General features: G+C 37.5%; 25 protein-coding genes. 7 read left to right on the forward strand and 18 right to left on the reverse strand.

The annotated features are described in order from the left end of the window. Nucleotides 1-181: 181 nt before the first annotated feature. The 5 genes from lepB to SOLCA_RS14130 form a co-directional block, all read right to left on the reverse strand. Complete coding sequence (lepB, locus tag SOLCA_RS14110) at nucleotides 182-1,294, reverse strand: signal peptidase I (protein ID WP_014681141.1); 1,113 nt, start codon at nucleotides 1,292-1,294, stop codon at nucleotides 182-184. A 117-nt stretch (nucleotides 1,295-1,411) separates the two neighbouring features. Continuing rightward, nucleotides 1,412-2,152 (reverse strand): 4-hydroxy-tetrahydrodipicolinate reductase, encoded by a 741-nt coding sequence (dapB, locus tag SOLCA_RS14115; RefSeq protein WP_014681142.1) that lies wholly within the window; start codon nucleotides 2,150-2,152, stop codon nucleotides 1,412-1,414. A gap of 72 nt (nucleotides 2,153-2,224) precedes the next feature. Next, the gene (locus SOLCA_RS22460) at nucleotides 2,225-2,929 is read right to left on the reverse strand and encodes a DUF5683 domain-containing protein (protein ID WP_014681143.1); all 705 of its coding nucleotides are present in this window, start codon (nucleotides 2,927-2,929) and stop codon (nucleotides 2,225-2,227) included. After that, complete coding sequence (locus SOLCA_RS14125) at nucleotides 2,922-3,848, reverse strand: ParB/RepB/Spo0J family partition protein (RefSeq protein WP_014681144.1); 927 nt, start codon at nucleotides 3,846-3,848, stop codon at nucleotides 2,922-2,924. The genes SOLCA_RS22460 and SOLCA_RS14125 overlap by 8 nt, the downstream gene beginning before the upstream one ends. A gap of 223 nt (nucleotides 3,849-4,071) precedes the next feature. After that, a complete protein-coding gene (locus SOLCA_RS14130) occupies nucleotides 4,072-4,878 on the reverse strand; it encodes a ParA family protein (RefSeq protein ID WP_014681145.1) in 807 nt (268 codons plus the stop codon). A gap of 154 nt (nucleotides 4,879-5,032) precedes the next feature. Here SOLCA_RS14130 and SOLCA_RS14135 point away from each other — a divergent pair, with 154 nt between their 5' ends. Further along, nucleotides 5,033-5,554 (forward strand): NADPH-dependent FMN reductase, encoded by a 522-nt coding sequence (locus SOLCA_RS14135; RefSeq protein ID WP_014681146.1) that lies wholly within the window; start codon nucleotides 5,033-5,035, stop codon nucleotides 5,552-5,554. Nucleotides 5,555-5,648: 94 nt separating this feature from the next. On the opposite strand, the gene SOLCA_RS14140 is transcribed toward SOLCA_RS14135, so the two are convergent. Then, entirely contained in the window at nucleotides 5,649-6,152 is a 504-nt protein-coding gene (locus SOLCA_RS14140; RefSeq protein WP_052308600.1) for a substrate-binding domain-containing protein, read from the reverse strand. A 125-nt stretch (nucleotides 6,153-6,277) separates the two neighbouring features. Here SOLCA_RS14140 and SOLCA_RS14145 point away from each other — a divergent pair, with 125 nt between their 5' ends. Both SOLCA_RS14145 and SOLCA_RS14150 read left to right on the forward strand, forming a co-directional pair. Then, a complete protein-coding gene (locus SOLCA_RS14145) occupies nucleotides 6,278-7,918 on the forward strand; it encodes an ABC transporter substrate-binding protein (RefSeq protein ID WP_014681147.1) in 1,641 nt (546 codons plus the stop codon). Between the two features lie 151 nt (nucleotides 7,919-8,069). Continuing rightward, nucleotides 8,070-8,729, forward strand: a complete 660-nt coding sequence (locus SOLCA_RS14150) for an HAD family hydrolase (protein ID WP_014681148.1) — start codon at nucleotides 8,070-8,072, stop codon at nucleotides 8,727-8,729. Nucleotides 8,730-8,886: 157 nt separating this feature from the next. Here the strand turns inward: SOLCA_RS14150 and SOLCA_RS14155 are convergent, their stop codons facing one another. From SOLCA_RS14155 to SOLCA_RS14210, 12 genes are all read right to left on the reverse strand, one after another. Continuing rightward, entirely contained in the window at nucleotides 8,887-9,801 is a 915-nt protein-coding gene (locus tag SOLCA_RS14155; protein WP_014681149.1) for a TIGR01777 family oxidoreductase, read from the reverse strand. A gap of 11 nt (nucleotides 9,802-9,812) precedes the next feature. After that, entirely contained in the window at nucleotides 9,813-10,202 is a 390-nt protein-coding gene (locus SOLCA_RS14160) for a hypothetical protein (RefSeq protein WP_014681150.1), read from the reverse strand. Between the two features lie 83 nt (nucleotides 10,203-10,285). Beyond that, the gene (locus SOLCA_RS14165) at nucleotides 10,286-10,792 is read right to left on the reverse strand and encodes a GbsR/MarR family transcriptional regulator (protein ID WP_014681151.1); all 507 of its coding nucleotides are present in this window, start codon (nucleotides 10,790-10,792) and stop codon (nucleotides 10,286-10,288) included. Nucleotides 10,793-11,057: 265 nt separating this feature from the next. After that, nucleotides 11,058-11,537: a hypothetical protein gene (locus SOLCA_RS14170; protein ID WP_014681152.1), complete on the reverse strand. Its 480-nt coding sequence runs from the start codon at nucleotides 11,535-11,537 to the stop codon at nucleotides 11,058-11,060. 120 nt (nucleotides 11,538-11,657) lie between these two features. Continuing rightward, a complete protein-coding gene (locus SOLCA_RS14175; RefSeq protein WP_014681153.1) occupies nucleotides 11,658-12,497 on the reverse strand; it encodes a hypothetical protein in 840 nt (279 codons plus the stop codon). Between the two features lie 154 nt (nucleotides 12,498-12,651). After that, entirely contained in the window at nucleotides 12,652-15,132 is a 2,481-nt protein-coding gene (locus SOLCA_RS14180) for an outer membrane beta-barrel family protein (protein ID WP_014681154.1), read from the reverse strand. A gap of 297 nt (nucleotides 15,133-15,429) precedes the next feature. Further along, on the reverse strand, nucleotides 15,430-15,939 hold the full coding sequence (locus SOLCA_RS22465; RefSeq protein WP_014681155.1) for a hypothetical protein: 510 nt from the start codon (nucleotides 15,937-15,939) through the stop codon (nucleotides 15,430-15,432). Then, entirely contained in the window at nucleotides 15,923-16,267 is a 345-nt protein-coding gene (locus tag SOLCA_RS14190; RefSeq protein ID WP_014681156.1) for a hypothetical protein, read from the reverse strand. The genes SOLCA_RS22465 and SOLCA_RS14190 overlap by 17 nt, the downstream gene beginning before the upstream one ends. A gap of 12 nt (nucleotides 16,268-16,279) precedes the next feature. Continuing rightward, complete coding sequence (locus SOLCA_RS14195; RefSeq protein WP_014681157.1) at nucleotides 16,280-17,146, reverse strand: DUF4249 family protein; 867 nt, start codon at nucleotides 17,144-17,146, stop codon at nucleotides 16,280-16,282. Nucleotide 17,147: 1 nt separating this feature from the next. Continuing rightward, nucleotides 17,148-19,886, reverse strand: a complete 2,739-nt coding sequence (locus SOLCA_RS14200; RefSeq protein ID WP_014681158.1) for a TonB-dependent receptor — start codon at nucleotides 19,884-19,886, stop codon at nucleotides 17,148-17,150. Between the two features lie 103 nt (nucleotides 19,887-19,989). Continuing rightward, complete coding sequence (locus SOLCA_RS14205; protein WP_014681159.1) at nucleotides 19,990-20,700, reverse strand: LytR/AlgR family response regulator transcription factor; 711 nt, start codon at nucleotides 20,698-20,700, stop codon at nucleotides 19,990-19,992. Nucleotides 20,701-20,747: 47 nt separating this feature from the next. Continuing rightward, a complete protein-coding gene (locus tag SOLCA_RS14210) occupies nucleotides 20,748-21,467 on the reverse strand; it encodes a sensor histidine kinase (protein WP_157604576.1) in 720 nt (239 codons plus the stop codon). 689 nt (nucleotides 21,468-22,156) lie between these two features. Between SOLCA_RS14210 and SOLCA_RS22470 the strand changes: the two genes are divergently transcribed. The 4 genes from SOLCA_RS22470 (at nucleotide 22,157) to SOLCA_RS14230 (ending at nucleotide 26,281) form a co-directional block, all read left to right on the forward strand. Further along, nucleotides 22,157-23,926 carry a DUF1508 domain-containing protein gene (locus SOLCA_RS22470; protein ID WP_014681161.1) on the forward strand — a complete coding sequence of 590 codons (1,770 nt, stop codon included), beginning with the start codon at nucleotides 22,157-22,159 and terminating at the stop codon, nucleotides 23,924-23,926. A gap of 197 nt (nucleotides 23,927-24,123) precedes the next feature. Then, nucleotides 24,124-24,714 carry a TetR/AcrR family transcriptional regulator gene (locus SOLCA_RS14220; protein WP_014681162.1) on the forward strand — a complete coding sequence of 197 codons (591 nt, stop codon included), beginning with the start codon at nucleotides 24,124-24,126 and terminating at the stop codon, nucleotides 24,712-24,714. Nucleotides 24,715-24,767: 53 nt separating this feature from the next. Beyond that, entirely contained in the window at nucleotides 24,768-25,001 is a 234-nt protein-coding gene (locus SOLCA_RS14225; protein ID WP_014681163.1) for a hypothetical protein, read from the forward strand. 5 nt (nucleotides 25,002-25,006) lie between these two features. Beyond that, nucleotides 25,007-26,281: an MFS transporter gene (locus SOLCA_RS14230; protein ID WP_014681164.1), complete on the forward strand. Its 1,275-nt coding sequence runs from the start codon at nucleotides 25,007-25,009 to the stop codon at nucleotides 26,279-26,281. Nucleotides 26,282-26,368: the final 87 nt, after the last annotated feature.

A 26,368-nucleotide genomic window follows, 5' to 3' on the forward strand; every position in this document is an offset into this window, starting at 1 on the left:
TGTGAGCCACATTTACAATGCAGCAAGCTTAAAAGATGGGGCGTATTATAATTTCATAGCACAATAAAAGTAAGAAGAATTTTAAAATCTAGCACCTATTTTTTTATTCTTACCATTATTGACTATTAAAAACAGAAAACGGCCGGTATAATGCCGGCCGTTTCCATTTAAGTATTTTCTATTAGTGGATACCTCTGAATAAGCGACTCCAACGAATCTTACTAAAGAAACCGCCATCGGCATCCCAGCTCATCCAAATAAACAATGCTTTTCCTACAACATGGTCTTCTGGTACAAAACCCCAGAAACGAGAATCTAAAGAGTTATGACGATTATCTCCCATCATAAAGTAGTAATTCATTTTGAAGGTATAGCTATCTGTTTTCTGACCATTAATGGTAAAACCTGTAGCATCTTCTTTAAAATCATTCTTTTCATAGAACTGGATAACTTTGCGATAATAACCAATATTTTCTTTCGTCAATTTAATGGTCGCTCCTTTTTTAGGAATCCAGACAGCTGAGAAGTTATCTACGTTACCCGGATGTAAAGGATCCTGAGGATAAATTCCAGGATCAGGAATTGAATCAGGGTAAACGAATTTATTTACACTCTTCACACTGCTGAATTGCTTTATTTTATCCGCGTTTTCAGGAGTCATGGTAAGATCGTAAGCCCGTTCAGTGATTTTATCGCCACTTACACCCATTTCCTGCAAAGTTTTGCGATTAAAGTCTGTTCCGTCCGTTTGAACAGTATAATCAGTTTGACCTTTTGGTTGATCAGGAACCAGTTTTCCGTTTATATAAACCTCGCCTTTAACCACGCTGATGGTATCACCTGCAATACCGATACAACGTTTAATATAGTTTTCCCGTTTATCAACCGGACGAGGTTGTCCTGTTGCCGGATCAACATCAGCAGGATAGTTAAACACTACAACATCTCCATTTTTAATATCCTGAAAACCAGGAATACGATGGTAATCCCATTGAACAGCTTCCGAATAAGCCTTCATACCCAAGATAGTATGATGAGCAAAAGGAAATGCCAATGGCGTCATCGGTGTACGGGGACCATAATTTACTTTGCTTACAAACAAAAAGTCGCCTACTAACAATGATTTTTCCATTGAAGGAGTAGGAATTGTATAAGCTTCAATAAAGAAAGTACGGATAATTGTTGCAGCAACAACCGCAAAAATTATAGCATCTGTCCATTCACGGGCAGCAGATTTCTTTTTAGTATTCTCGGCAGCAGCAGTGCCGTTCTTTTTCCAAAATTTCAAATTCATGGTTTCTGGTTTATCACCAATGATTTTTATTGGTTTTAAGTTTCGATGTTAGTCGCGCTAAATATCTATTTTTTCTAATAATTATCAATTATTTTCTGACAATTATTATACGTAAACCTAAAACGATAAGAGATCCTTCATTGTAAAAATCCCTTTTTTATCTTTAAGCCATTCGGCGGCTATTACAGCTCCAGTGGCAAATCCTTTACGGTTAAAGGCTTCATGTCTAAGGTCAATGCGATCGATTGAAGAGATATAACTTACAGTATGTGTACCTGGAACAGCCTCCTGACGAAGAGCCTCGATCAATAACGTATCTGCTGATACTTCCGGTTTTGCTTCTGTTCCATCATTTAACCAAGCCTGAAAACCTTTCTTACGCTCCATATGCTCAATAACTCCTTCTGCCAACGTAATTGCGGTACCACTTGGATGATCCAGTTTTTGCGTATGATGAATTTCTTCCATTTCCACCTCATACTCGTTAAAACCGTTCATAATTTTAGCAAGCACCTTATTAATATGGAAAGTGATATTAACACCAATACTGAAATTGGTAGCATGGAAAAGCGTTTTCCCTTCTTCTGCACAACGAGTCTTTATATTTTCAAATTGATCATACCAACCGGTTGTTCCAACCACAATAGGAGTTCCTGCTTGAAAACAAAGATCAATATTACCCAATACAGTTGATGGCATACTGAATTCAATAGCCACATCCGCCTTTCGAAGGTTTTCAACGGTTAATTCATCCAAATTAGTATCGTTGATCTTCAAAACAATTTCGTGACCTCGTTGCAAAGCTATCTGTTCGATTTCTTTGCCCATTTTTCCGTAGCCTAATAATGCAATTTTCATATTTGAATTGTGGTTACACCGATCCTGCGTTCGCCGTCGGTAAGATTACGCAGAATAATTATTCAGAGTTAACTATTTCTTCAGGGTAAATTTAAGGCTTAAGCCTACACTATAATTTGGCGCACCATTAAATGCAAAACCTTGATTAATTGAAGGTCCGATCTTTAATGACAGATCATCACTCACATCAAAATTAGAAAGTTCAGCATCTACATACGCATCAATAACTTGTGCAGCATATAACGCAACCGTGCCTATGATAGAAATCTCACGGTTCCGCTTATAGAAATCTTTCGCACTAATGATTTGCTCATCTCGGGCATCTCCGTATTTTTCGGTATTTGGTTTTGTATTAATATCTCCATCAGTACGGGCTATGTATTCGTTCAGAGTTTCTGTATAGTACTTCTGATTGAAATTAATTGCATAACCGAGTGCTGCAAATCCACCATATACAATTGGCAGTTTCCAATAACGTTTATTGTAAATCTGTCCTAAACCAGGTACCACTGCAGCCCTAAACAAAGCTATATTAGGATCTTTAGGAGTACGAACCCGTTTTTGCTTTACAACCGATTCTATTTCTACTGTATCCTTAGCTTTCTTGCTTGCCTTGATCGAATCGGATTTAAGTATAGATGTAGCTTTTTTAATAGAATCAGCAGGTGTTTGTGCTTTTACGAAGGTAACAGCCACAAACACTAATAACGCCGTAAAAACACAGCGAAACGTATTTATATAATTATTTGAGTTTAAATGACTCAATACTTTATTCACCTATTAATTCAAGAATTCTGTTCAAATCATTGGTAGACAGAACAGGGATTTCAATTTTACCTTTTCCATTATCATCGATTCGTAAAGCTACTTTAGTGCCGAATCTTGAAGAAAGCCCATCCTGAACTTTTTTCAAGTGGAATGACATCGTAGTTGGTTCTTTACGTTCCACAGGTTCTGTTTTCTTACCCAGATCACGAACTAACTCTTCTACTTTACGTACAGAAAGTTCTTTTTCAATGATCTGACGATAGATCCATAACTGTTTATCGATATCGCCTACGTTGATGATTGCCCTTGCGTGGCCCATAGAGATCCGTCCATCGCGAATACCCGCCTGAATAACAGGAGGCAACTTCAACAAACGAAGATAGTTGGTTACAGTAGAACGATTCTTACTTACACGCTCGCCCAATTCTTCTTGTTTCAGTCCTACTTCATCAACCATACGCTGGAAACTGATAGCGATCTCAATTGCATTCAGGTCTTCACGCTGAATGTTTTCGATCAGACCCATCTCCAACATTTCCTGATCGTTGGCTGTACGGATATAAGCAGGAACCTCTGTTAAACCTGCAAGTTTAGATGCACGTAAACGACGTTCACCCGAAATCAACTGATACTGGTCATCATTCAGCTTACGTAATGTTAATGGCTGAATAATGCCTTGTAATTTTATTGATTCTGAAAGTTCACCTAATGCCAGTTCATCAAAATCTGTACGTGGTTGGAATGGATTCGTATCGATTTTATCAACAGGAATAAACGAAACCGAACCAGCGGCATTAACTACAGGAGCAGGAGCTGTTGCAGTGTTTGCTGTCGGTTTGTGTAAATTTTCGTGAATTTCAGTAGTGTCATTTTCCGCCAACAAGGCGCCCAATCCCTTCCCTAAAGCACTTTTTTTAATGGCACTCATTTGTATCTGATTTTAAGTTTTGAATAAAAAGTAAATTATCAATCGGTAAAATCAATAATAACTTTTGCGTCTTTTATAGTATGTCTAATTTTCTTGCAAGCTTAAATATTGCATAACCCCAGCCATAATGGCTGGGGTTAGCTATTTTCTCAGAAATTATTTACCGATAATTTGCCGCAAAGGTAATAAAAAACCTTTTTTAGTGAATTCGGTCAATAGTTGTTTATTCGGCATCGTGTCCTACTTCAACTCCGGCGTCAATTGCGACCCCATTTTTACGAAGCATTTCACGTGCAAGATTTAAATAGTTAACCGCACCTTTACTTGATGCATCATGCATAATGGCCGAAACTCCAAAACTTGGTGCTTCACTTAATTTAGTGTTACGCGCAATGATTGTATCAAACACTAAGTCTTGGAAGTGTGTTTTCACTTCTTCCACCACCTGGTTCGACAAACGTAAACGAACATCATACATTGTTAATAAAATACCTTCAATCTGTAAATTAGTATTTAAACGAGATTGAACGATCTTAATTGTATTTAACAATTTACCTAATCCCTCCAAGGCGAAATATTCACATTGAACAGGAACTATTACTGAATCTGCTGCTGCCAATGCATTGATAGTGATCAAACCTAATGAAGGCGAACAGTCAATAATGATAAAATCATACTGATCACGAACTGAATCAAGTACTTTTTTCATTTTAAACTCACGCTCTGGCAGATTGATCATCTCAATTTCAGCGCCGACAAGGTCGATGTGGGCTGGTAATAAATCAAGATTAGGAGTTGTGGTTTTAATAATCGCTTCTTTTGGATCAAGATCATTAATGATACACTCATAAACACTTGACTTAATACTACGTGGATCGTAGCCTGTACCTGAAGTACTATTTGCCTGCGGATCGCCGTCGACCAACAAGGTTTTAAAATCAAGCACCCCTAAGCTGGCAGCAAGGTTGATGGCTGATGTGGTTTTACCTACTCCGCCTTTCTGATTGGCAAGCGCAATAATCTTACTCATTTAGCTGGTATGTTTAACTGTTTAAATTGCTCTATTAGGCTTATTTAGCGGCATTACAGTAATTTTAATTAGCTTTGCTGCCGTTTTTAAAGCGCCTAAAGATACAATTTAAACAAAACAATTAAAGAACTGTTACCACGATAAATTTCAACATATGATTTCAATTATTGCCGGCACCAACCGTCACGATAGCAAAACATTATTAATAGCTAAATTTTACCAGCATTTACTCACTCAAAGAGGTGTTGAAGCAAATTTAATTTCACTCACAGATTTACCCGATAATATGATAAAATCTGATTTGTATGGTAGAAGAAGTGAACAGTTTCAAAAAATACAGGACCTGGTAAGTGCAACTCAAAAGTTTGTTTTTGTAATACCCGAATATAATGGCAGTTTCCCGGGAGTATTGAAAACTTTTATTGATGGTTGTAAATTTCCGGAAAGCTTTTCGGGAAAAAAAACGGCGCTGGTTGGTCTTGCCGACGGAACCTATGGAAATATCCGCGGAGTAGAGCACTTTACCGGTATTTGTAATTATATCGGCCTTACCGTTTTACCAATGCGCATTCATATCCCAAGAATTAATACGGTGCTTGATGCAGAAGGACATGTTACCTGCCAAACTACATTAAAGTTTATGAATGATCAGGCGGATAAGTTTTTGACTTTTTAGATTACACTTATTATTGATGGGATTACACCGATTATTTTTTAAGATTGATGTAATCCTATTTTAATCGGTATAATCCTCCTTTAAATCAGTGTAATTATATACTTAATTTAACCCATCCATTACCCTCAAAACCAAAATAGAATTGCTTCGGATTGATAATTTCGGCAACAAGTTCGAGGTGATCAACTAATTTCTCTCCTGATACATTATAAAAGTTTTCTGATTCGGCGATAAATACACGGTTGCTTTTCATGGCAAACAATTCGCCTAAAAGCTCCATTGGTACTTTTTCAAAAACAGCTGAAAGCGTTTGAGGAATTGAGTTTCCTTTTATTGCAAAAATCAAAATTTCAGGATCAATCGTTTTCAGATCATTCCATAATGATGCATCCTCTGCCTTTATTGCTGTTCCGCCTGCTAAACCTAGTAACTCTTCATCTACAGTTGCCAATTTCAACGGATCCAGGCTTTCCACAATGGCAATGCTAGGTTTATCGGTTACATACTTAAGTTTATGTTCAATAATATCAATACGGGTTTCAAGGTCTTCACGTAGTTCGGCAGGAACATCTGCCAATAGTTGCGAGCGGCTATGCATATTTTAAATGAATTAGCTTATTTTCGTTGCAAAAGTAGAATATAATTAATTATGAAAGTTGAATAATGAATTATTAATACCGATTCTAATTCGTTATTCTCTTATAAAAATCCCTATCAGCATACATGAACTGTTTTAAAAAGTCTGTTCTCATTCTTTCTATTTTCTCCTTTACCATTTTAACCATTTCGTGTTCAGGCAATAAGGATAATGCTGATAAAAAGGTTTTCAATATAAACCTGGATCAGGGAATTACTTCTCTTGACCCTGCTTTCGCCCGAACGCAATTTAATTTGTGGGGAGTAAATATGCTTTTTAACGGTTTGTTGCAGTTGAATGACAGTTTAAAGGCTGTTCCGGCAGTTGCAAAAAGTTTTGAGCTGGATAACGAGGGTCGTACTTATACATTTCACTTGCGAAATGATGTCTATTTCCACGACAATGAACATTTTATTAATGGCAAAGGGAGAAAAGTAGTTGCATCCGACTTTGTTTATAGTTTTAATCGTATTGTTGATCCCAAAATTGCTTCTGCCGGAGCATGGATATTTAATGATAAGATTAACCACCAGAAACCTTTTGAGGCGGTAAATGATTCTACATTTCGTATCAATCTTGAAAAACCATTCCCTGCATTTCCAAGTTTATTAACGGCTCAATATTGTTCAGTAGTGCCTTATGAAGTGGCGGAGTTTTATGGTAAAGATTTCAGAAATCATCCTGTAGGTACGGGGCCTTTCAAGTTTAAATACTGGAAAGAGGGTGAGATTATGGTTTTTCTTAAAAATGAACGCTATTGGGAAAAACTGGGTAATGACCGACTCCCCTATTTAGATGCAGTGAAAATCACTTTTATTGCCGATAAACAAACGGCCTTTATGGAGTTTCTGAAACATAACCTTGATTTCTTTAACAGCATTGATGGCAGCTATCGCGACGATATTTTAACCAAATCCGGAAAATTACAGGAAAAGTACAACGGCAAATTCAAGCTGATAAAAGGCCCATACCTAAACACAGAATACCTGGGGATGTTGGTAGACAGTTCAATGGCTATTGTAAAAAACAGTCCGTTTAAAGACAAGCGTTTTCGTCAGGCGGTTAATTATGCAATCGACCGCAAACAAATGGTGAAATATTTAAGAAACAGTATTGGTACTCCCGGACATCAAGGATTTATCCCTAAGGGAATGCCGGGATTTGATGAAAATGAGGTAAAGGGCTATCAATATAATCCCGAAAAGGCTAAGCAATTATTGGCGCAAATGGGACATCCGAATGGGGAAGGTTTGCCTGAAATTACACTGCATACTTCAACCACTTATCGTGACCTGATTGAATATGTACAAGGCGAGTTAAGTGAAATCGGCATCAAAACCAAGGTTGAAGTGCAACCAATGGCCAGCCTTCGGGAAATGATCGCTAAGAAGAATGTGAATTTTTTCAGGGGCTCGTGGATTGCCGATTATCCGGATGCAGAGAATTATTTATCAGTTTTCTACTCCAAAAATTACGTTCCGATTGGGCCAAACTACACAAGTTTTAAAAACAAGAAATTTGATGTGCTATTTGAGCGTTCTTATTTTGAAACCAATGACTCTATCCGTTATGAGTTGTATCGCGAGATGGATAATTTGGTAATGGAGGAAGCGCCTGTAGTGATACTATTCTACGACCAGTTGGTTAACATGTACCAGAACAATATAACCGGATACAGAACCAATGCCCTAAACCTGCTTAATTTAAAAACGATTAAGAAGAATTAGCGAATAGCGGTTAGCTATTAGCTATTAGCAGTTGGCTTTTAGCTAATGACTAATACGCATAAACCTTACGGCTAATAAGAATATAAATAAGCGGTTAGTATTGGCTATTTAGAAATCAGCTAATAGCTAACCGCTAAAACCTAATAGCTAAATGAGTAAAGCATTTTTATTTGATATGAATGGCACAATGATCAACGATATGCCATTTCATTCTGTTGCATGGTTTGATATACTGAACAATGATTTGAACGCAGGCTTAACCAAAGCTGAAGTTGATAAGCAGATGTACGGTAAAAATGACGAATTATTAGTTCGTGTTTTTGGAGCAGGCAGATTTACACAAGAGGAGATGGATGCCATTTCTCTGAAAAAGGAAAAACGTTATCAAAAGGCATTCCTTTCACATTTAAAATTAATTGACGGCCTTGACAATTTTCTTCGAACTACAGAGGCTGCTCAGGTTAAAATGGCCATCGGGACCGCTGCTATTCCTATTAATATCGATTTTGTATTAGACGGACTTAACATTCGTCATTATTTTTCTACTATCGTAAGTGCTAATGATGTTGCTGAAAGTAAACCCAATCCGGAAGTGTTTTTAAAATGCGCTGCACTTTTGGATGCCAAACCCGAAGATTGTATTGTTTTTGAAGACGCTCCGAAAGGTGTTGAAGCGGCCAGGAATGCGGGTATGAAAACAGTTGTTATCAATACGGTAATGCATACAAAAGATGAGTTTGAGCAATATGATAATGTTATTGCTTTTATTGATAGTTATAACGAGCTAGATGTTGAAAAGCTATTAGCATAATAAATTCTACTTTAATGTATGTCATTCCAAGGCAAAAACAACTGCCTGTGCATTATTTGTCATGCTGAGGAACGAAGCATCTATTTGTTTGGAGGCATTAAACATCCAGATCCTTCGTTCCTCAGGATGACAATATTATGTTAATATTCACTATAGCTCAAATTAAATTTCTCAATGCAACCGGAATGGTCGGATAACTAAATTCAAATCCGCTTTCAACAAGTCGTTCAGGGACCACCCTCCTGCTTTTCAAAATCAGCTCTGTTTCAGTTCCTATTAATACTGCTCCGATTTTAAGCATCCATTCTGGTGAAGGCAAACCTATCGAACAGTTCATCGCTCTGCGGAATTGATGCATCAGGAAACGATTAGTAACAGGCGCAGGTGCTGTAATGTTAAAAATCCCAACCTGATCCTCATGATCAATTAACCACTCCACACTCCTGCAAAAATCCTCTACATGTATCCAACTAAAAAACTGTGTTCCTTTACCTTGCTTTCCCCCTAAGCCAAATTTTACCAGGTTTTTAAAACGGATAAACACACCATCGTCTTTGCCCAAAACAATTCCAATTCGCAAAGCAATTTTCCTTATTGAAGGGATACTTGCGCTTAAAAAAGCATTCTCCCAGGCAGTACAAACGTTTACAGAAAAACCTTCTCCATATTCTCCAGTCGCTTCTGTCATATCCTTATCTTCAGCATGCCTGTAAATAGTTGCAGAAGCTGCATTTAACCATACTTTCGGCTTCTGAACCAGGTTGGAGATGGCAATTGTTAATGCCCCCGTTGCATTAAGCCGGGAATACAGTATTTTCCGTTGATTTTCCCGGTTATACCGGCAGTTCACACTTTTGCCCGCCAGGTTAATCAACACCGCAGCTCCCTCCAGTTCTTTACTCCATTCGCCTTGAGAAACACCATCCCATTGTACAAAACGAACATTTACATTTTCCTTTGAACAGGATATCTTTCGTGAAAGAATCACGATCTCATCAAACTGCTCTTTAAAGTGACTTGCCAGGTTTTGTCCCAGAAAGCCACTTCCTCCGGCTATAATCATTTTTTTCATCGAGATAGCGATTAGTCATTTACAGGTATTTGCTGCTGAACAAAGTTTTTATAGTGAGAAACCGTACGTTTACGAAGTTTATAAAGCGCAATAATGTTGGTAAAGTGTACCACCCCTAAAACCAAAATGATGGCTCCAATTTTCTCACTTAACACCTCAATTACCCCTTGCGTGGTTACAATATTGTCAAAAACCTTCATTGCCCACACGGCATAACCAATGTTCAATAAATAAAAGCCAACCAGTAATAGCTTATTAACAGCATCTGCCAATTCCTTATTCTGCTGAAAGATATCTACGAGAAATACTTTACCGTTTTTAAACAACGTATTTCCTACCCAAATAGTTAAACAGGCAGCGATAGGAAGATAGATCAGGTAGGTTAAAACAATGTAGTTCATATTATTAGATTTTAAAAGTTTGAAATGATTTTATATTCAGTAATTTCAATAATTTTTGAAAGTTTATATTAAAAAAAAGTGCTCTATTTGAGCATTTTCATAAAAGTGGACAAAAACCAACTCTCATCCGCTTTCAAGAAGGTTTCGAGAGCAGAATCGGCTTTGTTTGAAAATTGGGTAATCCCTTTTATGGTCTGGCTGTAAGCTTTATATTCATCGCTGCTTTTATCACCTTCCACATTATTCAATTCAAGCATTACTTTTAGCACCGGATCCAATTCTCGTTTTTTACGCTGTTTCACAATCTGCATGGCCACTTTCCACATGTCTTTTTCAGCTTCAAAGAACTCTCTGCGCTCTCCAGATTTAATCACTTTGCTAACCAACCCCCAATCGATCAAATCACGCAAATTCATATTGGCATTACCACGAGAAATGTTCAACTCAGTCATTACATCTTCTGTACTCAAGGCCGAAGGCGAAACCAAAAGAAGTGCGTGTACTTGTGCCATACTTCTATTAATTCCCCAGTTAGAGCCTAATGCTCCCCAGGTTTGTATGAACTTTTCTCTTGCTTCTTTTAATTCCATGTACAAATGTAATAAACTTTCTAAACTTTCAAAATATTTTGAAAGTTTTATTTTTATTGAGAAACCCCCTGCCACCTAAAGGGGAACTTCCTTGCAAAAGTGACACTATACAACATTTTCAAGAACTAAGGGCTTCAGGAGATCTGATTAGTCTTTTCATCCTGAGGAACGAAGGATCTGTAAGTTCAATGTATGAAAAAAACAGATGCTTCGTGCCTCAGCATGACAAATTTTGTTCTACTGTCTCCTCTCTACAATGAGAATTCTACAATAAACCAAACTGTTTAAAATGGTGAGTAAAGTGCTTTCCATGAAACACGAGCCATTCTTCAAATGCAAGCTCACCGGTTAATGGGTTTACAGGTTTTGCATCCGGGTTATCTTTAAAGTACTGATCGAACTGTTCCAACTCAATTCTTAACTGATTAATAGCAGTTTGCAAATCGACATATTGAAGCGTAGCAAGTCCGTCCTTAGGTAGCAAAGGGCTTTTAAAGCCTTTAGGAAGTTCGTTATCCGTATAGATTACGCCTGTCTTTATCTGTCCGGCTTTAGTTGATTCATACAAAAGAGAAATAGTATCCGTTCCGTTTGAGTACCTGATCGTTTGAATCAAATGTTCAATCATATGTTGAGGCGTCATTGATCCAAAAACAGGAGTTGCATCTGGCGACAGTTTTAACAATAAATTAAATACTTTACTTCTATCGGTAATGCTAATAAATAGCGAGTCAGTTTTTTCCATTTCTAAATGTTCAATAAAATAAATAGGTATACTAAGATAGACTTACCCCGGAAAACTGATTCAACAAAAAACCTCAGTCGGATTAACGACTGAGGTCTATTTATTTAAATGATACAATTATCAGATCGCATCAACATTAAAGCTATAGCTGTAAATAGCAGATTTTGTTTTGAAAACAATGCTGAATGAGTTATCAGTTAAATAAGAAACTCTGAATTTCGTAGTTTTTTCACCATCAAGTTTTCCGACTAAGAAGATCAGACCTCCCTCATTTAAAACCTCCTGAATTTCTAATGCTACATTAGTTTGCGATTTTGTATAATCAGGATCAGAATCCCCTAGTTTATACATTACGTTAGCAACAAATATTTTCTGTCCTGCAGTTAATGTTTCAAACTTCTTTGCATTTGGCAATTTATTAGAATATGCTACTCCGGCAACGTTTGTTTCTGTTGAAGAGCCTGGTGTATACTGACTTCCGTATCTATTTCCTTCGGTCAGATTCTGTGTTAAATAAATAAGGTTGGCACCGTTCATTGCCCCGCAAATTTTGAGCTTTTTATAAGCTCTTTCTTTTACCCGGGTCATACTCGAGTAAACTGTTGTTCCTTTTGCCTTTGCACTAACAGCATCTAACTTAAAAAGTCCGTTGGTTTCCGCCTCAACATGGGCAATCGCAATCATATCGAAATCCTCTACACTTTTTAACTCCTTAAAATTTGTTTGTTCGGCGAAAGTCTGGGTCCGACCCGATTTAAAAGCTATTTTATAAATAGTATTTTTATAAACAGTATTTATAACGTCCTCATTAGGATATACGTACTTCACTGCATCGGCAGTAACTTCTTTAACATTGCAAGCAATTTTTTCATTATTGGTAAAAATTGTATCAACCTGAGCATGGGCTGCTGTTGCAAAAAACAAGCATGCACCAATCAAATAGGTAATTTTAAAATTCATTAGATATGTATGTGTTTTTATAATTGGGGACAATATTACACTATTCTATTTTAATAGAAAGTAACTTATATGCAACAAAAAACCTCAGTCGAACTAACGATTGAGGTTTACTCCTGAAATCAGGGCGATGAAAGTTTAACTGCTGTAAAATACATTACATTCCGCCTTGCTGTTGAGCATCGCCATCTTGTTTTATATCGTCATTATTAACACCCGATTTCTTGCTTCCAGGCTTTCCTTTTTTCTGTTGAGGATTAAAATCAACCTTACCGAAACGATAACTGAAGGAAATACCAATTGAACGGAACGGCACAGAAGTCTGGCTCGACTGATCAAATCCGTTTCCACTGATTTTGCTGGTAAAGTCACGATACTCATTGAACGGGTTCGATAAGTTCATACCTATGCTTGCACGTTTTTCCATGAAATCCTTCTTAAAACCAATATTAAACATTGAAAATGAAGGATTTTCTCCCTGAATTGTTCTACGAGGGGAGTTAAACATTCCAAATGCTTCAATTGCAAAATCTTTTGGCAACGACCATGAAGCATTCGCATTAACACTATACAAAATACTGTTGCTGCTGTAAGTAGTCTTTACATTCGGATCATCGACATTGTAGGTGTACACATTCACATTTCCTCTCAACGTTAAGCGCTGACCGATCTGCAATGAACCAAAAAGATTTAAACCGACAGATGAGCTACTTGCAATATTCATATAAGTGGTAGCCGAAATTCTTCCGCTATCTAACGTAGACACAACACTTTCAATTACATCATTGGTCTTTTTATAATACAATGAGGCATTGATCGAGCTTTTACCCATAAACTTTGAATAACCTAACTCAAATGAATTGGTTTTTTCAGGTGATAGAAATGGATTACCAAATGAAATATTCTGCGGGTCAGTTGCATCAATAAATGGATTAAGTGTTCTTAAACCTGGTCGTTGGATACGACGGCTATAACTCACCTTAAGCGAAGACATATCTTTAAAAGAACGCTGTAAGGTTATGCTTGGCACAAAGTTATTATAGCTGTTATTTACCCTGGTACCTTCAGTTGATGTAAAATCACCGGTGATTTCAGTACGTTCTAAACGACCACCTGCTTTTAATGAATAGCTTTTGTTAAAAGTTACATTAAATGATGCATATCCTGCATACACATTCTGGGTGTAATCAAATTCATTATTACGGGAAGCTACTGGCTCGTAATTGCCCTGAGGACTTAACACTTCATAAGCGTATTTACTTGTAATATCACGGAGGATAGTTTTTCCACCTACTTCAAGCAATACCTTTTGGGATAACGGTTGAGCGTAATCAGCCTGAAAGGTTAGCTCACGGTTTTTACCTTTATTGAAGCTTCTTTCTGCACTGTCAGGAAATGCAACAATACCATCAAATAATGAATTGGTAATGGTATTATTATCATCATTACTCATCTGGAAACTCAGGCTAAGTTCCTGTTGAGGTTTGGCAAACGTTTTACGGTAATCTGTACTCCAGTCAAGACCTGAACGTTTGAAATTATTCTCTGAATTACGGTTGTATTGCTTCCGCAATCCATCAAAATTGTCAGAGTTTGATACCAACACAACATTCTCATTATCGTTTTTCCATTGGCTGTATTTGATACTACTGCTTAATGTACTGGTTTTGGTAAGATCATAATCAAATCCAAAGTTCATGTTGCCACCATTTCTTCCGCTCCTGTTCGAACCATTCTGATTGTTGGTTCTTACGGTATCAGCAATAAAGCTATTCCGTAAAAACGTAGTCGACCCGTCAGCAGGAATAAAATACATACCACTGGCACCGGCATTTAATCCCAGTTTGCCTTTACGGTAATTGATACTTCCATTTCCGCGATTAAAACGAGTACCACCATTTAAACTGATATTTCCTGTAACTCCAGCAACTTCCGTTTTCTTGGTTACAATATTGATAATACCTGCGGTTCCTTCCGCATCATATTTTGCTGAAGGATTAGTAATTACTTCAATGTTCTTAATTTGATCGGCAGGAATCATTTTCATCGCATCAGCAACGTTATTACTTACGATAGTTGAAGGTTTTCCGTTGATCAATACTTTTACATTTGAACTTCCGCGAAGTTCAACATTTCCGTCAAGGTCAACACTTACCATCGGTACTTTACGAAGAATATCACCTGCATCGCCGCCTTTAGAAGTAACATCCTTTTCGGCGTTATATACCATTTTATCTATCTTATTCTCCACCAACTCCTTCTGCCCTACTACAGTAACCTCGTCCAACTGCTTTCCGGAAGCCTGCAGCAAAATTTTGCCTACTTTAATATCATTATCCTGATCTGTAATGCTTATTTTTTTGGTGGCTGTGGTTTTATATCCAATAAAGGTTACCACCAATTTATAATCACCGTTGGGGATTCCGGTTAGTTTAAAAACACCCTTATCATCACTTAATCCGCCATTAATCGATTTAGCATCAGCTATCCGCATTAAAGCAATAGTGGCAAAATCAATCGGCTGCTTGCTTATTGAATCGATAACAACTCCACTGATCTTCCCGGTTCCTTTGGAGGATTGTGCAAAAGCACTGGCAGCCAACAGACCGCATAACACTGTTAGTAAAACTTTCTTCATGGATTTTTTCGTAGGTCTCAAAGTTAATTTTGATAATCATATAGCATTGTAAAAACATTGTTATACCTGAGCTATATCATTCATATTTTCAATTACTTTTCAACCGTTATTTCTTAATAGTTTTAAAATGGAAATTCAACCATTCTTATTAGAGAATCGTTATTGCCGACCGCAGTCAATAGGCATTAAATGAGAATAAGAACTTGAATTCCTTATTACGGTAAAAACCCCAATGCTAATGAGATTGATCAAAAGCAAAAGGGTTTAAATCAAAACAGAAAAAAAGTTATATCCTGATTAATTAACCAGCTCTACTTTAAATTTCAATTTGGTTTCTTTTGATAACGCATCCATTTGCCCACGCATTCCATTTTGAGGTGGCATTCCCTGACCATGTCCACCATGCGGACCACCACCCATTTCTCCTCTTCCTCCTGGCATCCCTCCTCCCATTCCTCCAGAACCACCGGGTCTTCTTCCACCACCTGGAGGGAATCCATTCCCTGTTCCACGTTCAGGTTTTGAATCACTCATTTTAAATCCGTTAATATTAAAACCGATAGTCAGTGTTTTTTTATTAGGAGTTACGTCCTTCTCATACAAGTTAGCCAATGGAATAGCGGCCTCATAAACTAAACTTTCATCATTATTGATCAGTAGTTTCAACTGAAATTCTCCAATACTATCCAAGGCCTTTTCGCCTTGAGGAGTCTTGATAAATCCACTTATTATTGACTCTCTTTTCTGAAGAAGAAGATCTTCCATCATGATTGCCCTGTTTTTTTCATGATCAATAGGAGGCGGCATCCCATTTTTTTAAAGGAAATTCAATTGTATTATGCTCACTCGTTCCTCCATTAGCATCAAACCATAATCTAGCTCCAGAAACAAGCATTTTCATTTCAAGTTGAGGATTGATAATACGAAAAATGAGAAATAAATAACGATCATTATTAGCCATCGCATATTCAATTCCACTATCTGTATCCGTAAAACGGATAGGCTGTCCCCACTCAGTCGGAATGCCATCTACCTGATTATTTTCTGTTGCTTTTGAGCTGGTTGCCTGTTTACCTGAAGAACACGCTGAAAACAGTACTAACGCGGTTATGGCACATTTCACTATCGATTTCATACATTTTTATAACTAGTTCACTTTCAATGACAATGTATCGGCATTGATCCCGGTGAAGATGCCTAAGCCGTTTTTAATATTTGTGGATGGATTTTTAAGATTTAGAGAACTGGACCCTGATTGCTGATATAATGCAGCGTATTCAGGATTGATCCGATAAAGAATTAACTTATGATTACCATAATAACTAAAACTTTGAAGATTCAGATCATAAGTTCCCCCTTGGTCAGGTTGATTTCGGAAGATCGGCCGCCGGTCTGTTGACGAACTTCCACCTCCGGGAAATCCAAAGCTTATTGCTGTTGGAGCAGTTTCTATATTTTGCACTACGATCAAATGATAATCATGGGCAGGATTTGTCCATGTTAATTTTATTGGATCAGGGAACTCGGGGCGTACGCCACTACCCATATCAAACACAGGAACAGTAAACGTGGTTGCCGATGCTGCAAAATTTTGTGGTTTGGTTGGAATTGTTGTCTCAGCACTTACTATATTATCTTTATAATTGAACCTTAAAGTGTACGTTTTCCCTTCAGAAATTGCCAGCTCTGAGCCCGATTGATAAATACCATCCGACACATCTACTAATGGATATTCATTAGTGCCGTCAGCTATAAAAACAGATAAATCATTTATGGGAACCTGTGCGGTATCTGCCGTTCCGAAACCAATTTGCTGAGTAATATGCACATTTACTACCTGGCCGGGAACAAGATAGGCTTCAACAACTGGTTTATCAATTGCAGCAAGATCGGTTGTTTCTTCCGTTTCACAGGCTGAAAGTAGAGCCGTAATAATCAGTATAAAAACAAACTTCAGCTTATATGTATACCGTTTCAGTATGCCCAGATCATACTTAACTAACTGTATGTTCATGTTATCTTAATTTAAGTGTTAGGGTTAGGTTTGGTGTAAGGCCGAGGTAATTCACATTGGTTTCAACAACCTGGTTATCGGCTATCTGAAATTCTTTGTACCAAACATTCTTTCGGTTGTAAACATTGAAAAAAGAAAGACCAATAGAACCAATGTTGGTTCCGGAGTCGGCTCCGCGTAACTCGTAATTAATAGCCAGGTCTAACCGGTGGTAATCAGGCAAGCGCGAGCCATTCTTAGCCCCTATATTGATAAAACTTTGTGTGGTTCCATCAAGCAAAGTAATTTCATATCCTCCTTGCGGAGCTGTATATGGTCGTCCAGTAGCAAACACCCAATCTCCTGAAAAATTCCAACGGCCAAGTTTATAGATATTCACGATTTTTAACTCGTGACGCACATCCTGACTAGCAGCATAATAATTAGGCGAATAGGCCTCAATCTTATTTCTGGCTTCGCCAATTGAATAACTGATCCAACCGTTATAATGGCCTATTTTTTTCTGCAATAAGAATTCAATTCCCTGGGCATACCCAATACCATTGAGAAAATTCTCCTCATAAGAAACACCTCCTCTCGACGGATTAAAACGTAATGAATATTCAGTTACTCCCTTTAAATCTTTATAATAATATTCAGCACTGAATATGTATTGATGTGTTTCATACGAAGCCCCTAAAATATAATGTGTAGCTGAGCTAACCGGAACATTATTATTATCGGATAATATCCAGAAATCACGGCTTCCGGAAAGTACATCCTCACGTAGCACACGGTTTGCAAACTGATAATATTTACCCGTGGCCGCTTTAATCATCAACTTGTTATTAAGTTTATAATTGATAGTTAAACGAGGCTCGGTATATGTTTTTGAGGTTTGATCAAAATAAGAGAAACGCAGGCCGGGTTCAAGAGAAAGCTTATCACCTAACAAAAATTGCTGATCTTGAATGTAGATTCCGGCCACGTTTCCGGATGTATGCCTGTCTAGTACTGTAGATGTATCATTCTGGCTGTAAGTATATTTTATAGCGTAATTGATACCGTAAGCTCCAAATTTCAACTTATTATCCTTTCTCCAGGCATATTCAAAATCCGATTTAAAAGTGATGTCTTTCAGGTCATTATTTTCCAACGTTCCGGTTTTAATATCCCGACTATTACCGTCTTCATCTGTTATCGTGTTGGAATTCGAACGATCACGATCACTATAATAATTAGAATAACCTAAAACAGTAGTATTGAAAAAGCGTTCCGACCATTTGCGTGCCCAGCGTAAACTTCCACCTAGATTACCATAATTGGTCACATCATTTACATTAAATCCGAATCCGCGGCCTCCCCCTCCTCCTCCAAAACTTGGGGCGCTTGATTCTTGTGAATTATCAAGATTGTCGGTTCCATTGTAAATACTCAATGAAAGCACGTCCTTTTTTGATGGTTTATAGGTAAACTTTCCATTAAAATCATAGAAATAAGACGAAACAGTTGTGGCATTATCAAATGCATTTCCCCGACCTCCCGGTCCGCCTCCCATAGGAGCTCGTTGCTGAGCTGTTGAACTATTACTGCTATTAAACTTATTGAAAATCTTGTTGTACAACGGTCCTTTATAAGAACGTCGAGCCGCCAAAAGCAATGTTACATTATCTCCTAACGGCGACTCTACGTATGCATTCAAGCTTAGCAGACTAATATCGCCACCGATATTAAAACCTCTGCTATTGCCTTCTTTTCCGGTAATTTCGGTAACACTTGAAAGCCTGCCACCATATTTAGGTTCAAACCCGCCTTTAAACAACTGCACATCTTTAATGGCGTTGGAGTTAAAGGCACTGTAAAAACCATATAAATGATCTACCTGATAAACTGTAAATCCATCGTAAACAATAAGATTTTGATCCGGTGTTCCTCCTCGTATATACAAACCAGATGAGGATTCATTACTGGCAGAAACTCCAGGCATTAGCTGAAAAGACCGCATAATATCCTTTTCACCTACATTGGGCAACATAGCCAGCTTTTGAGGCGACATTTTGATCATACTCACTTTTTCCGAGACTTTCATCAGCTCTTCTTTATCGGCAACTACAAGCACTTCTTCTAATTCATTATCGGGTTTTAATTCGATGATAAAACCTGTTTTAGGAAGATCCGGATTAAGGTGTACCGAGGTTTTATTATAGCCTAAATAATTGATGGCCAGCGTTGATGTATCTGAAGGCACTTTGTTCAAGGTAAAATAACCATCAGCATTGGTGGCTGTTCCCAACTTGGTTCCACTAATTCCAATACTAACATAGGGCAGTGATTCGCCGCTGCTGGCGTCAATTACTCGTCCGGTTAAAATGTAATTATGCTTTACAGCAGCAATGGTTGCTTTTTCTCCAATTTGCTGTGTGGCACTGGCCATCGTTATCGGATCGATCTTTTGCTTCTTATCAAGCACAAAAATGACATTATCAGCGCCTACGTAGTACTTGAGTCCATATTCCAGACAAATGTATTTCAATGCCACATCAAGAGGCATATCGGCATAGCGTTCGGCAAAGGAATACCGCATACGCTCACGATCAAAAGAAAATTTCAGATTATGATCAACAGCTATACTGTCAAAAACTGAGGCAAGTGATCCCCGGTAGTATTTAGAGAGCAATACGTCTTTGAGTCGTGTTTGGGCTTTCAGCGCCTTAACACATAGCAACGTCAAAACGAGGCATAAAATTAATTTTCTATTCATTCAGGTCTGTTTACTTTCCAAAAATGACCTGAATAAATAAACTCCTAAAATGAAATAGACGCTATGACTTCATGTGACGACAAAGTTCGGTTATGTGCCGATTTTAACTCTTGTCGGGATGAATGTATTTCATCAGTTCATCTTTAAAATTATCGCTTAACGGAATTTCCGCTTCACCAATTCTGATGCGGTTTTTCCTGATGGAATCAATTTTATTAGTGGATATAATGAATGATTTATGCACCCTGATAAACTTACCTGTCGGCAGCTTTTCTTCTATCGCTTTAATGTTCATTCGCGATAAAATGGGGCGTTCCTGTTTACTGATGAATATTTTTACATAATCTTTCAACCCCTCCACATATAAAATATCACCCAAATTAACCTTAACTAAATTGTATTCAGAATTGATAAATAGATAATCAGGTGGGCTCGTTATAGCAGCATTATTCTTATTCTTAAGATTGAATAGATCATACGCTTTATTTACGGCTTTTAAAAAGCGATCAAAAGCAACTGGTTTCAGCAAATAATCGACAACGTTTAAGCTATAACCTTCTAACGCATATTTCTCATAGGCTGTAATAAATATCACCAACGGGCTTATGGAAGTCGATTGTAAAAACTGGACACCAGTTAAGCCAGGCATTTGAATATCCATAAAAATGAGATCAACCTGCTCGTTGTTCAGCACTTCCATCGCTTCAAAAGGATTTCGGCAGGTGGCTATCAGGTTTAAGAAAGGGATTTTCGCAATGTTATCTGCCAGCAACTCTAATGCTAATGGTTCATCATCTACAGCAATGCAATTCATGTTATGAATTTGACTTTAAAATTTAGTTATGCAGTGTTTTTGAGGGCTTATTCAAGTTCAATTTTCAAATCAACTTTAAACCACTCTTCATCTTTTGATAAACGTAATTGGTGGCGTTTATCATACAATATTTTTAGGCGCCTTTCCACATTTTTCAGACCAATGCCAGAGCTAACATCTTTCTGATCGTTATCGTTAAAACGGTTTTGAACAGTCAATGCTAATTCATTCCCCTCGGCTCGCAAATGGATGTCAATTACAGGATTATTAATCAGTCCAACACCATGCTTAAAAGCATTTTCAATATATGGAATCAATAACATGGGTTCTATCATTTTATTGCCTGCATCATTATAAACAGAGAAATTAACCTTTACCATATCGCCGAATCGTAGTTTTTGTAGGTCGATATAATTTTCCAGGTATTCTATTTCTCTTGCTACACTCACTTTTCGTTCATCGTTCTCATAGAGCATGTAACGCATCATATCGGAAAGTTGAATAATAACCGGTTCCACTTGTTGCGGACGTTTACGAGATAACGCTACCAGGCTGTTTAGAATATTAAAAATAAAATGCGGACTAATCTGTGATCGTAAAAAAGAAAGCTCTGTTTTAAGGTGAATATTTTCTCGCTCCTTATTTTCTCTGTCGGTTTTTAGCTGATCAATAAAAAACCGATAGCTGGTGCTAACTGCCCACATAAACAGCAGAGGAAAGGTGAAGAACATTCGCATTTCGCCATGGCCACCACGCGGTGGTCGCATTCTGCTCGGTGAAGGTATCCCGCTCTTAACCAATGAATCTGCATATACCATGCAGATTATAATTACTAAAACTGAAATTATGTACACATAAGGCGGTCTATTCCTTAAAAGCTTCGGAATAAGAAAATACGCATTTAAATAAAAGAAACCTATAAGAGGAAGATTGAAGGTAAGAATGTGATGAAGAGAAATAAATTTGGATTGCAGCCCCGGCATATCAGGTCTTAACAACTCCGGAATAGTAAAAACTCCTATCCACGCAATCACGTGAATTAAAATGACACGAATATTCTTTAACTCTCCCAATGCAGTTTTAGTATAATTAATAATTTCAAAAATAGCTTTTAAGCTGTTATTTTAATCCTTATGCCGACCAACAACATGGTTTTGTAGACAAGCATTGACTCTTGATGCCAGATTCCCATTTATTATGAAAGTACCATTAATAAATTATTGCTGTTTTAATTGACAATTTGCTGAATATCAGAATAAATGTTAACTTATAGTTGAGTTCTTGTTCGGGTAAACCAACTTCCATACAAGACAGGTATTATTTATTGTGTCGCACTTTTGTAACTTGACTTAAACTTACCCTTCGCAACTCAAAACATTGTTTCTTTCATTCAAGGCACGCTAATCCCCATCATTGTGAACCCTCTTCATTTTTAAAGCATCTTAAACATTTCAATATGAATACAGAAGACTATCTAAATTTCGAACGCTACAAAAACAAACCCGCCTCATCGGTAGCCGGTTTTTCTGCTTTTCAAGACGAACAAACCAACTTGTATTATTTTGCCATGCAGGATGAAAATGCTAATGTTTTATTAATCAGTGAAGGATATCCTTCAGAAATAGCCCTTAATAATGGCATAAATTCAGTAGTTAACAACCGGGATCTTGACGAACGTTATAAACTGAGTACGACTAATGACGGTAAATATTACCTTAGTCTTACCGCTGCCAATTATCAGGAAATTGCCATTACCGATTTTTTTGATACAGAAGCTGAAGCTATGGCGCTTTTACCTTCGGAAAGAAAAAAAGCCGCAGCCGCATTACAAACACTAACCACGGATACTAATGGCGAAGACAATTACTTGTCATGCAGTGCTTACCGGGGACATCCAAAATCTAGTTTCGAGGGCTTCACCACATTTACTCATTCCAACGGACAACACTATTTTGCCATGGTCGATAATGAGGACAATGTAATTTTAAGAAGTGAGGGTTACGGATCAATGCCTGCCCGGGATAATGGTGTTCAGGCTGTCATAAATAATAAAGATATACCTGAACGCTATAAAACCCGTCATTTTACTAACGGCACCCGTATTATATCATTGCTGGCTGCGAACCGAAAAGAAATTGCCCGAAGCTGTCCGATTGATGATGAACAAGGATTGTTTGGTTTGTTCCCATTACTGGCACCGCCGGCACTTGCATTAACAGGTAGCAAAGAAGACGATTACCTTGCGTGCCATGAATATACCGGCTTTGAACCAGATGAAAATGGAATAGCCCAATTTGAAAAAAATGGTCAATATTACTTTGTGTGGTATAACAATGAGGGCAAAGTTTTACTCCGCTCAGAAGGATTTGATAAGGAAGTTAATTTGCAGGATGAACTTGCAATGGTCTTAAAACATCGCAATGACGAAAGCAAATATGAATATATTGATAAAGCTGGACACCGCATTAAAATACTAAAAGATGAATCAGGAAGAGAAGTTGGTCGTTCTTGTGCTGAAAAATATGTGGTACCAATAGCCGCTGCTTCAGTGGCCCCAGCAGCAACGACAATTCCTGTGGCAGCTCCCATTGTTGTTCCCAAGGCGGCCGAGGCTGAAGGCAAATTCAAATGGTGGTGGATAATACTCCCATTGCTGCTATTAGCGCTATTCGTATGGTGGAGAGGTTGTGAGAAGAAAAGTGAAGAAGCCAATGTGCCTGTAATTAAGCCGATTGATTCGGTAAAAATTTCATCAACAGATACCATGACTGCACCTAGAGTTGATACAGCCATGAAAGAAGCTGTTCCGGTAGCAACTGAAAAAATAAAATCGATCTTCTTTGATTTCGATAAATCGGATCTAACTTCACAAGCAACCGCCGACCTTGACCGGGTAGTCGCTGTTTTAAATACAAATCCCGAATATAAGGTTAAACTTAATGCCTACACAGATGCTAAAGGCTCTGATGTTTATAATGCTGCACTTTCACGAAGAAGAGCCGCAGCGGCCAAAAACTATTTGGAAAGTAAGGGTATAAAATCTTCACGAATCCAGACTTCAACCTTTGGAGAGAAAGATCCTATTGCTAAAAACACACTAGCAGACGGTTCTGACACCGAAGAAGGAAGGCGTTTTAACAGACGTGTTGAAATCTCTGTATTGAAAGATGGTGTTAAAACAGGCATTGTAGAGGAAATTGAAGTTCCTGCAGAATTAAAGAAATAAATTTTAAAAATGCTTTGTAAAAGGCTTTAGTGAGACTAATAAAAGTTGTACTAAAGCCTTTTTTGTATCTTTTTATTTCGTTAACTGATGTTAACCGGTCGAAAAGCAGTTATATACATCTCCTTTGTTCCATCAAAAACAGAAAATTCTAAAAATATTTCATAAATAAACAAACGTTCACTTATATTTGCTTCTGAATGAGGACAAGAGACGAAAACAAAGAAGAAGCGATCCGTCAGAAAGCGATTGAATTGATTGTAACGAACGGTTTAGAGGGTTTTAGCATCCATAAATTAGCTAAAGCTGCTAATGTTTCTCCTGCCACCATCTACATTTATTATAAGGATAAAGAGGATCTGGTGGTCAATATTACGGCTGATGTTTTTAATAAGATGCAGGAGCATAGCCTGAGAAATTTTAGTTCTGATATGTCTTTTGAGGAAGGATTAAGAATTCAATGGAAAAACAGGGCCACTTTTTTTCTGGAGAATCCTGTTGAAGTTCAGTTTGTTGAACACCTTCGCTATTCACCGGTTTACAATAAGATTGCCCAGTGCATAAAAAATGAATTCAAAATGATTATGGGCAAGTTTGTTCATAATGCTGTTGAAAAGAAACAATTAGTACCACTTCCATTTGAAGTTTACTGGTCGGTTGCCTTCGCCCCTCTGTACCAGTTAATGAAATTTCATACACAAGGATTCAGTTACGTATCACCTGGATTTACCCTTACCAATGAAATTATGGAAGAAACCCTTCAATATGTTTTAAAAGCATTAAAGCCCTAAATGCTTTTTAATAATTTATTAATAAACAATCATTCATTTAATAATGAAAGACTATGGACGCTCTACCTCAAAAAACAGTGTTGATATTTAAGACAAATATCAAACATCATGACGACGTCAGTGTTGTTACTCCACTATTAAACCAAACCCATGGGATACATCAATGGAATGTAGCTACAGATGATGTAGACAAAGTGCTTCGAATTGAGACCTTTCAATTACAAGCCGACGAGATAATTAACTTAATTAACAGTGCAGGTTATCACTGCGAAGAATTTTTATATTAAACTAAATGACACAACAACCTAAAGAACAGCTCTTTTCAAAATACCAGATTTTTATCATCGCAATTTTAGCAATACTACAGTTCACCATAATTCTTGATTTCATGGTATTGTCGCCTTTAGGCGCAATACTAATGCCTAAACTGGGTATGAAAACTGATCAGTTCGGATTAGTAGTTTCAGCTTACGCATTTAGTGCAGGTGCATCGGGATTGCTGGCTGCCGGATTTGCCGATAAATTTGACAGAAAACGTTTATTAATGTTTTTCTATACCGGTTTTATAATGGGTACTGTTTTATGTGCAGTCGCACCTAACTATCAATTCTTATTAATAGCTCGTATCGTTACCGGCTTATTCGGGGGCGTTATTGGCTCTATAAGTTTTGCTATTATAACTGATTTATTTAAAATGGAAGTCAGAGGACGAGTTATGGGATTTGTACAGATGGCTTTTGCTGCAAGTCAAATCTTGGGTATTCCAATTGGCTTGGTGCTGGCAAATCATTTTGGCTGGCATGCTCCTTTCTGGATGATTGCCGGTTTCGGGGTGCTACTAGGATTTGTTATATTAATGTATATGCGACCTGTGAGTGATCATTTAAGCATTCAGAACGATAACAATGCCTTTCGCCATTTAACTACCACCATTTCAAAACCTGAATATATCAGAGCATTTATCGGAACAACCTTGTTAGCTACCGGTGGATTTATGTTGATGCCATTCGGTAGTGCTTTCGGCATTCACAATATTGGATTAACCATGAAACAACTACCTGTTTTGTATGGTGTTACCGGGATATTTTCAATAATTTTCGGACCATTAATTGGAAAACTGAGCGACAAGATCGGGAAGTATAAAATGTTTGTGATTGGCTCTATCATTAGTATTATTATGGTGGCCATCTACACCAAATTGGGAGTTACTCCTTTATGGATCGTTATCGCACTTAATGTTTTGCTATTTGTTGGGATCTCATCCAGAATGATTTCGGCTTCGGCCCTAATGACGGCTATTCCAAAATTACAAGACAGAGGTGCTTTTATGAGTATTAATGCAGCCGTACAGCAAATTGCTGGGGGTATTGCAGCATACATCGCTGGTAAAATAGTGGTTGAAACATCAACCGGCAAGATTGAACATTACGACACATTGGGCTATGTGGTAATGGTATCAATGCTAGTGGCTATTGTTTTACTTTATTTCATTAATGCTTACGTGATGAAACAGCCTAAAGTAAACTTAAGCGCGACTCCTTCATCTGAAGCTTTAGCAGAAGCATAAAATAAAAACAGCCTCAGAATAAATTCTGAGGCTGTTTCATTTAACACATATTGGTTGTGAGTTGACTTACAACAATTAAGTTTCTCT

Origin of the sequence: Solitalea canadensis DSM 3403 (assembly GCF_000242635.2) — a bacterium.
GTDB classification, from domain to species: Bacteria; Bacteroidota; Bacteroidia; order Sphingobacteriales; family Sphingobacteriaceae; genus Solitalea; species Solitalea canadensis.

Excerpts from the sequence above, each read along its gene's own strand:
- SOLCA_RS14175 (WP_014681153.1), bottom strand. The coding sequence starts at position 12,497 with ATGAATTTTAAAATTACCTATTTGATTGGTGCATGCTTGTTTTTTGCA.
- SOLCA_RS14220 (WP_014681162.1), top strand. The coding sequence starts at position 24,124 with ATGAGGACAAGAGACGAAAACAAAGAAGAAGCGATCCGTCAGAAAGCG.
- SOLCA_RS14125 (WP_014681144.1), bottom strand. The coding sequence starts at position 3,848 with ATGAGTGCCATTAAAAAAAGTGCTTTAGGGAAGGGATTGGGCGCCTTG.
- SOLCA_RS14135 (WP_014681146.1), top strand. The coding sequence starts at position 5,033 with ATGATTTCAATTATTGCCGGCACCAACCGTCACGATAGCAAAACATTA.
- SOLCA_RS14130 (WP_014681145.1), bottom strand. The coding sequence starts at position 4,878 with ATGAGTAAGATTATTGCGCTTGCCAATCAGAAAGGCGGAGTAGGTAAA.
- SOLCA_RS14195 (WP_014681157.1), bottom strand. The coding sequence starts at position 17,146 with ATGAACATACAGTTAGTTAAGTATGATCTGGGCATACTGAAACGGTAT.
- SOLCA_RS14160 (WP_014681150.1), bottom strand. The coding sequence starts at position 10,202 with ATGAACTACATTGTTTTAACCTACCTGATCTATCTTCCTATCGCTGCC.
- SOLCA_RS22465 (WP_014681155.1), bottom strand. The coding sequence starts at position 15,939 with ATGCCGCCTCCTATTGATCATGAAAAAAACAGGGCAATCATGATGGAA.
- SOLCA_RS14145 (WP_014681147.1), top strand. The coding sequence starts at position 6,278 with ATGAACTGTTTTAAAAAGTCTGTTCTCATTCTTTCTATTTTCTCCTTT.
- SOLCA_RS14200 (WP_014681158.1), bottom strand. The coding sequence starts at position 19,886 with ATGAATAGAAAATTAATTTTATGCCTCGTTTTGACGTTGCTATGTGTT.
- SOLCA_RS14205 (WP_014681159.1), bottom strand. The coding sequence starts at position 20,700 with ATGAATTGCATTGCTGTAGATGATGAACCATTAGCATTAGAGTTGCTG.
- SOLCA_RS22470 (WP_014681161.1), top strand. The coding sequence starts at position 22,157 with ATGAATACAGAAGACTATCTAAATTTCGAACGCTACAAAAACAAACCC.
- SOLCA_RS14230 (WP_014681164.1), top strand. The coding sequence starts at position 25,007 with ATGACACAACAACCTAAAGAACAGCTCTTTTCAAAATACCAGATTTTT.
- SOLCA_RS14180 (WP_014681154.1), bottom strand. The coding sequence starts at position 15,132 with ATGAAGAAAGTTTTACTAACAGTGTTATGCGGTCTGTTGGCTGCCAGT.
- lepB (WP_014681141.1), bottom strand. The coding sequence starts at position 1,294 with ATGAATTTGAAATTTTGGAAAAAGAACGGCACTGCTGCTGCCGAGAAT.
- SOLCA_RS14210 (WP_157604576.1), bottom strand. The coding sequence starts at position 21,467 with ATGCGACCACCGCGTGGTGGCCATGGCGAAATGCGAATGTTCTTCACC.
- SOLCA_RS14170 (WP_014681152.1), bottom strand. The coding sequence starts at position 11,537 with ATGGAAAAAACTGACTCGCTATTTATTAGCATTACCGATAGAAGTAAA.
- SOLCA_RS14190 (WP_014681156.1), bottom strand. The coding sequence starts at position 16,267 with ATGAAATCGATAGTGAAATGTGCCATAACCGCGTTAGTACTGTTTTCA.
- SOLCA_RS14165 (WP_014681151.1), bottom strand. The coding sequence starts at position 10,792 with ATGGAATTAAAAGAAGCAAGAGAAAAGTTCATACAAACCTGGGGAGCA.
- SOLCA_RS14155 (WP_014681149.1), bottom strand. The coding sequence starts at position 9,801 with ATGAAAAAAATGATTATAGCCGGAGGAAGTGGCTTTCTGGGACAAAAC.
- dapB (WP_014681142.1), bottom strand. The coding sequence starts at position 2,152 with ATGAAAATTGCATTATTAGGCTACGGAAAAATGGGCAAAGAAATCGAA.
- SOLCA_RS14140 (WP_052308600.1), bottom strand. The coding sequence starts at position 6,152 with ATGCATAGCCGCTCGCAACTATTGGCAGATGTTCCTGCCGAACTACGT.
- SOLCA_RS14150 (WP_014681148.1), top strand. The coding sequence starts at position 8,070 with ATGAGTAAAGCATTTTTATTTGATATGAATGGCACAATGATCAACGAT.
- SOLCA_RS14225 (WP_014681163.1), top strand. The coding sequence starts at position 24,768 with ATGGACGCTCTACCTCAAAAAACAGTGTTGATATTTAAGACAAATATC.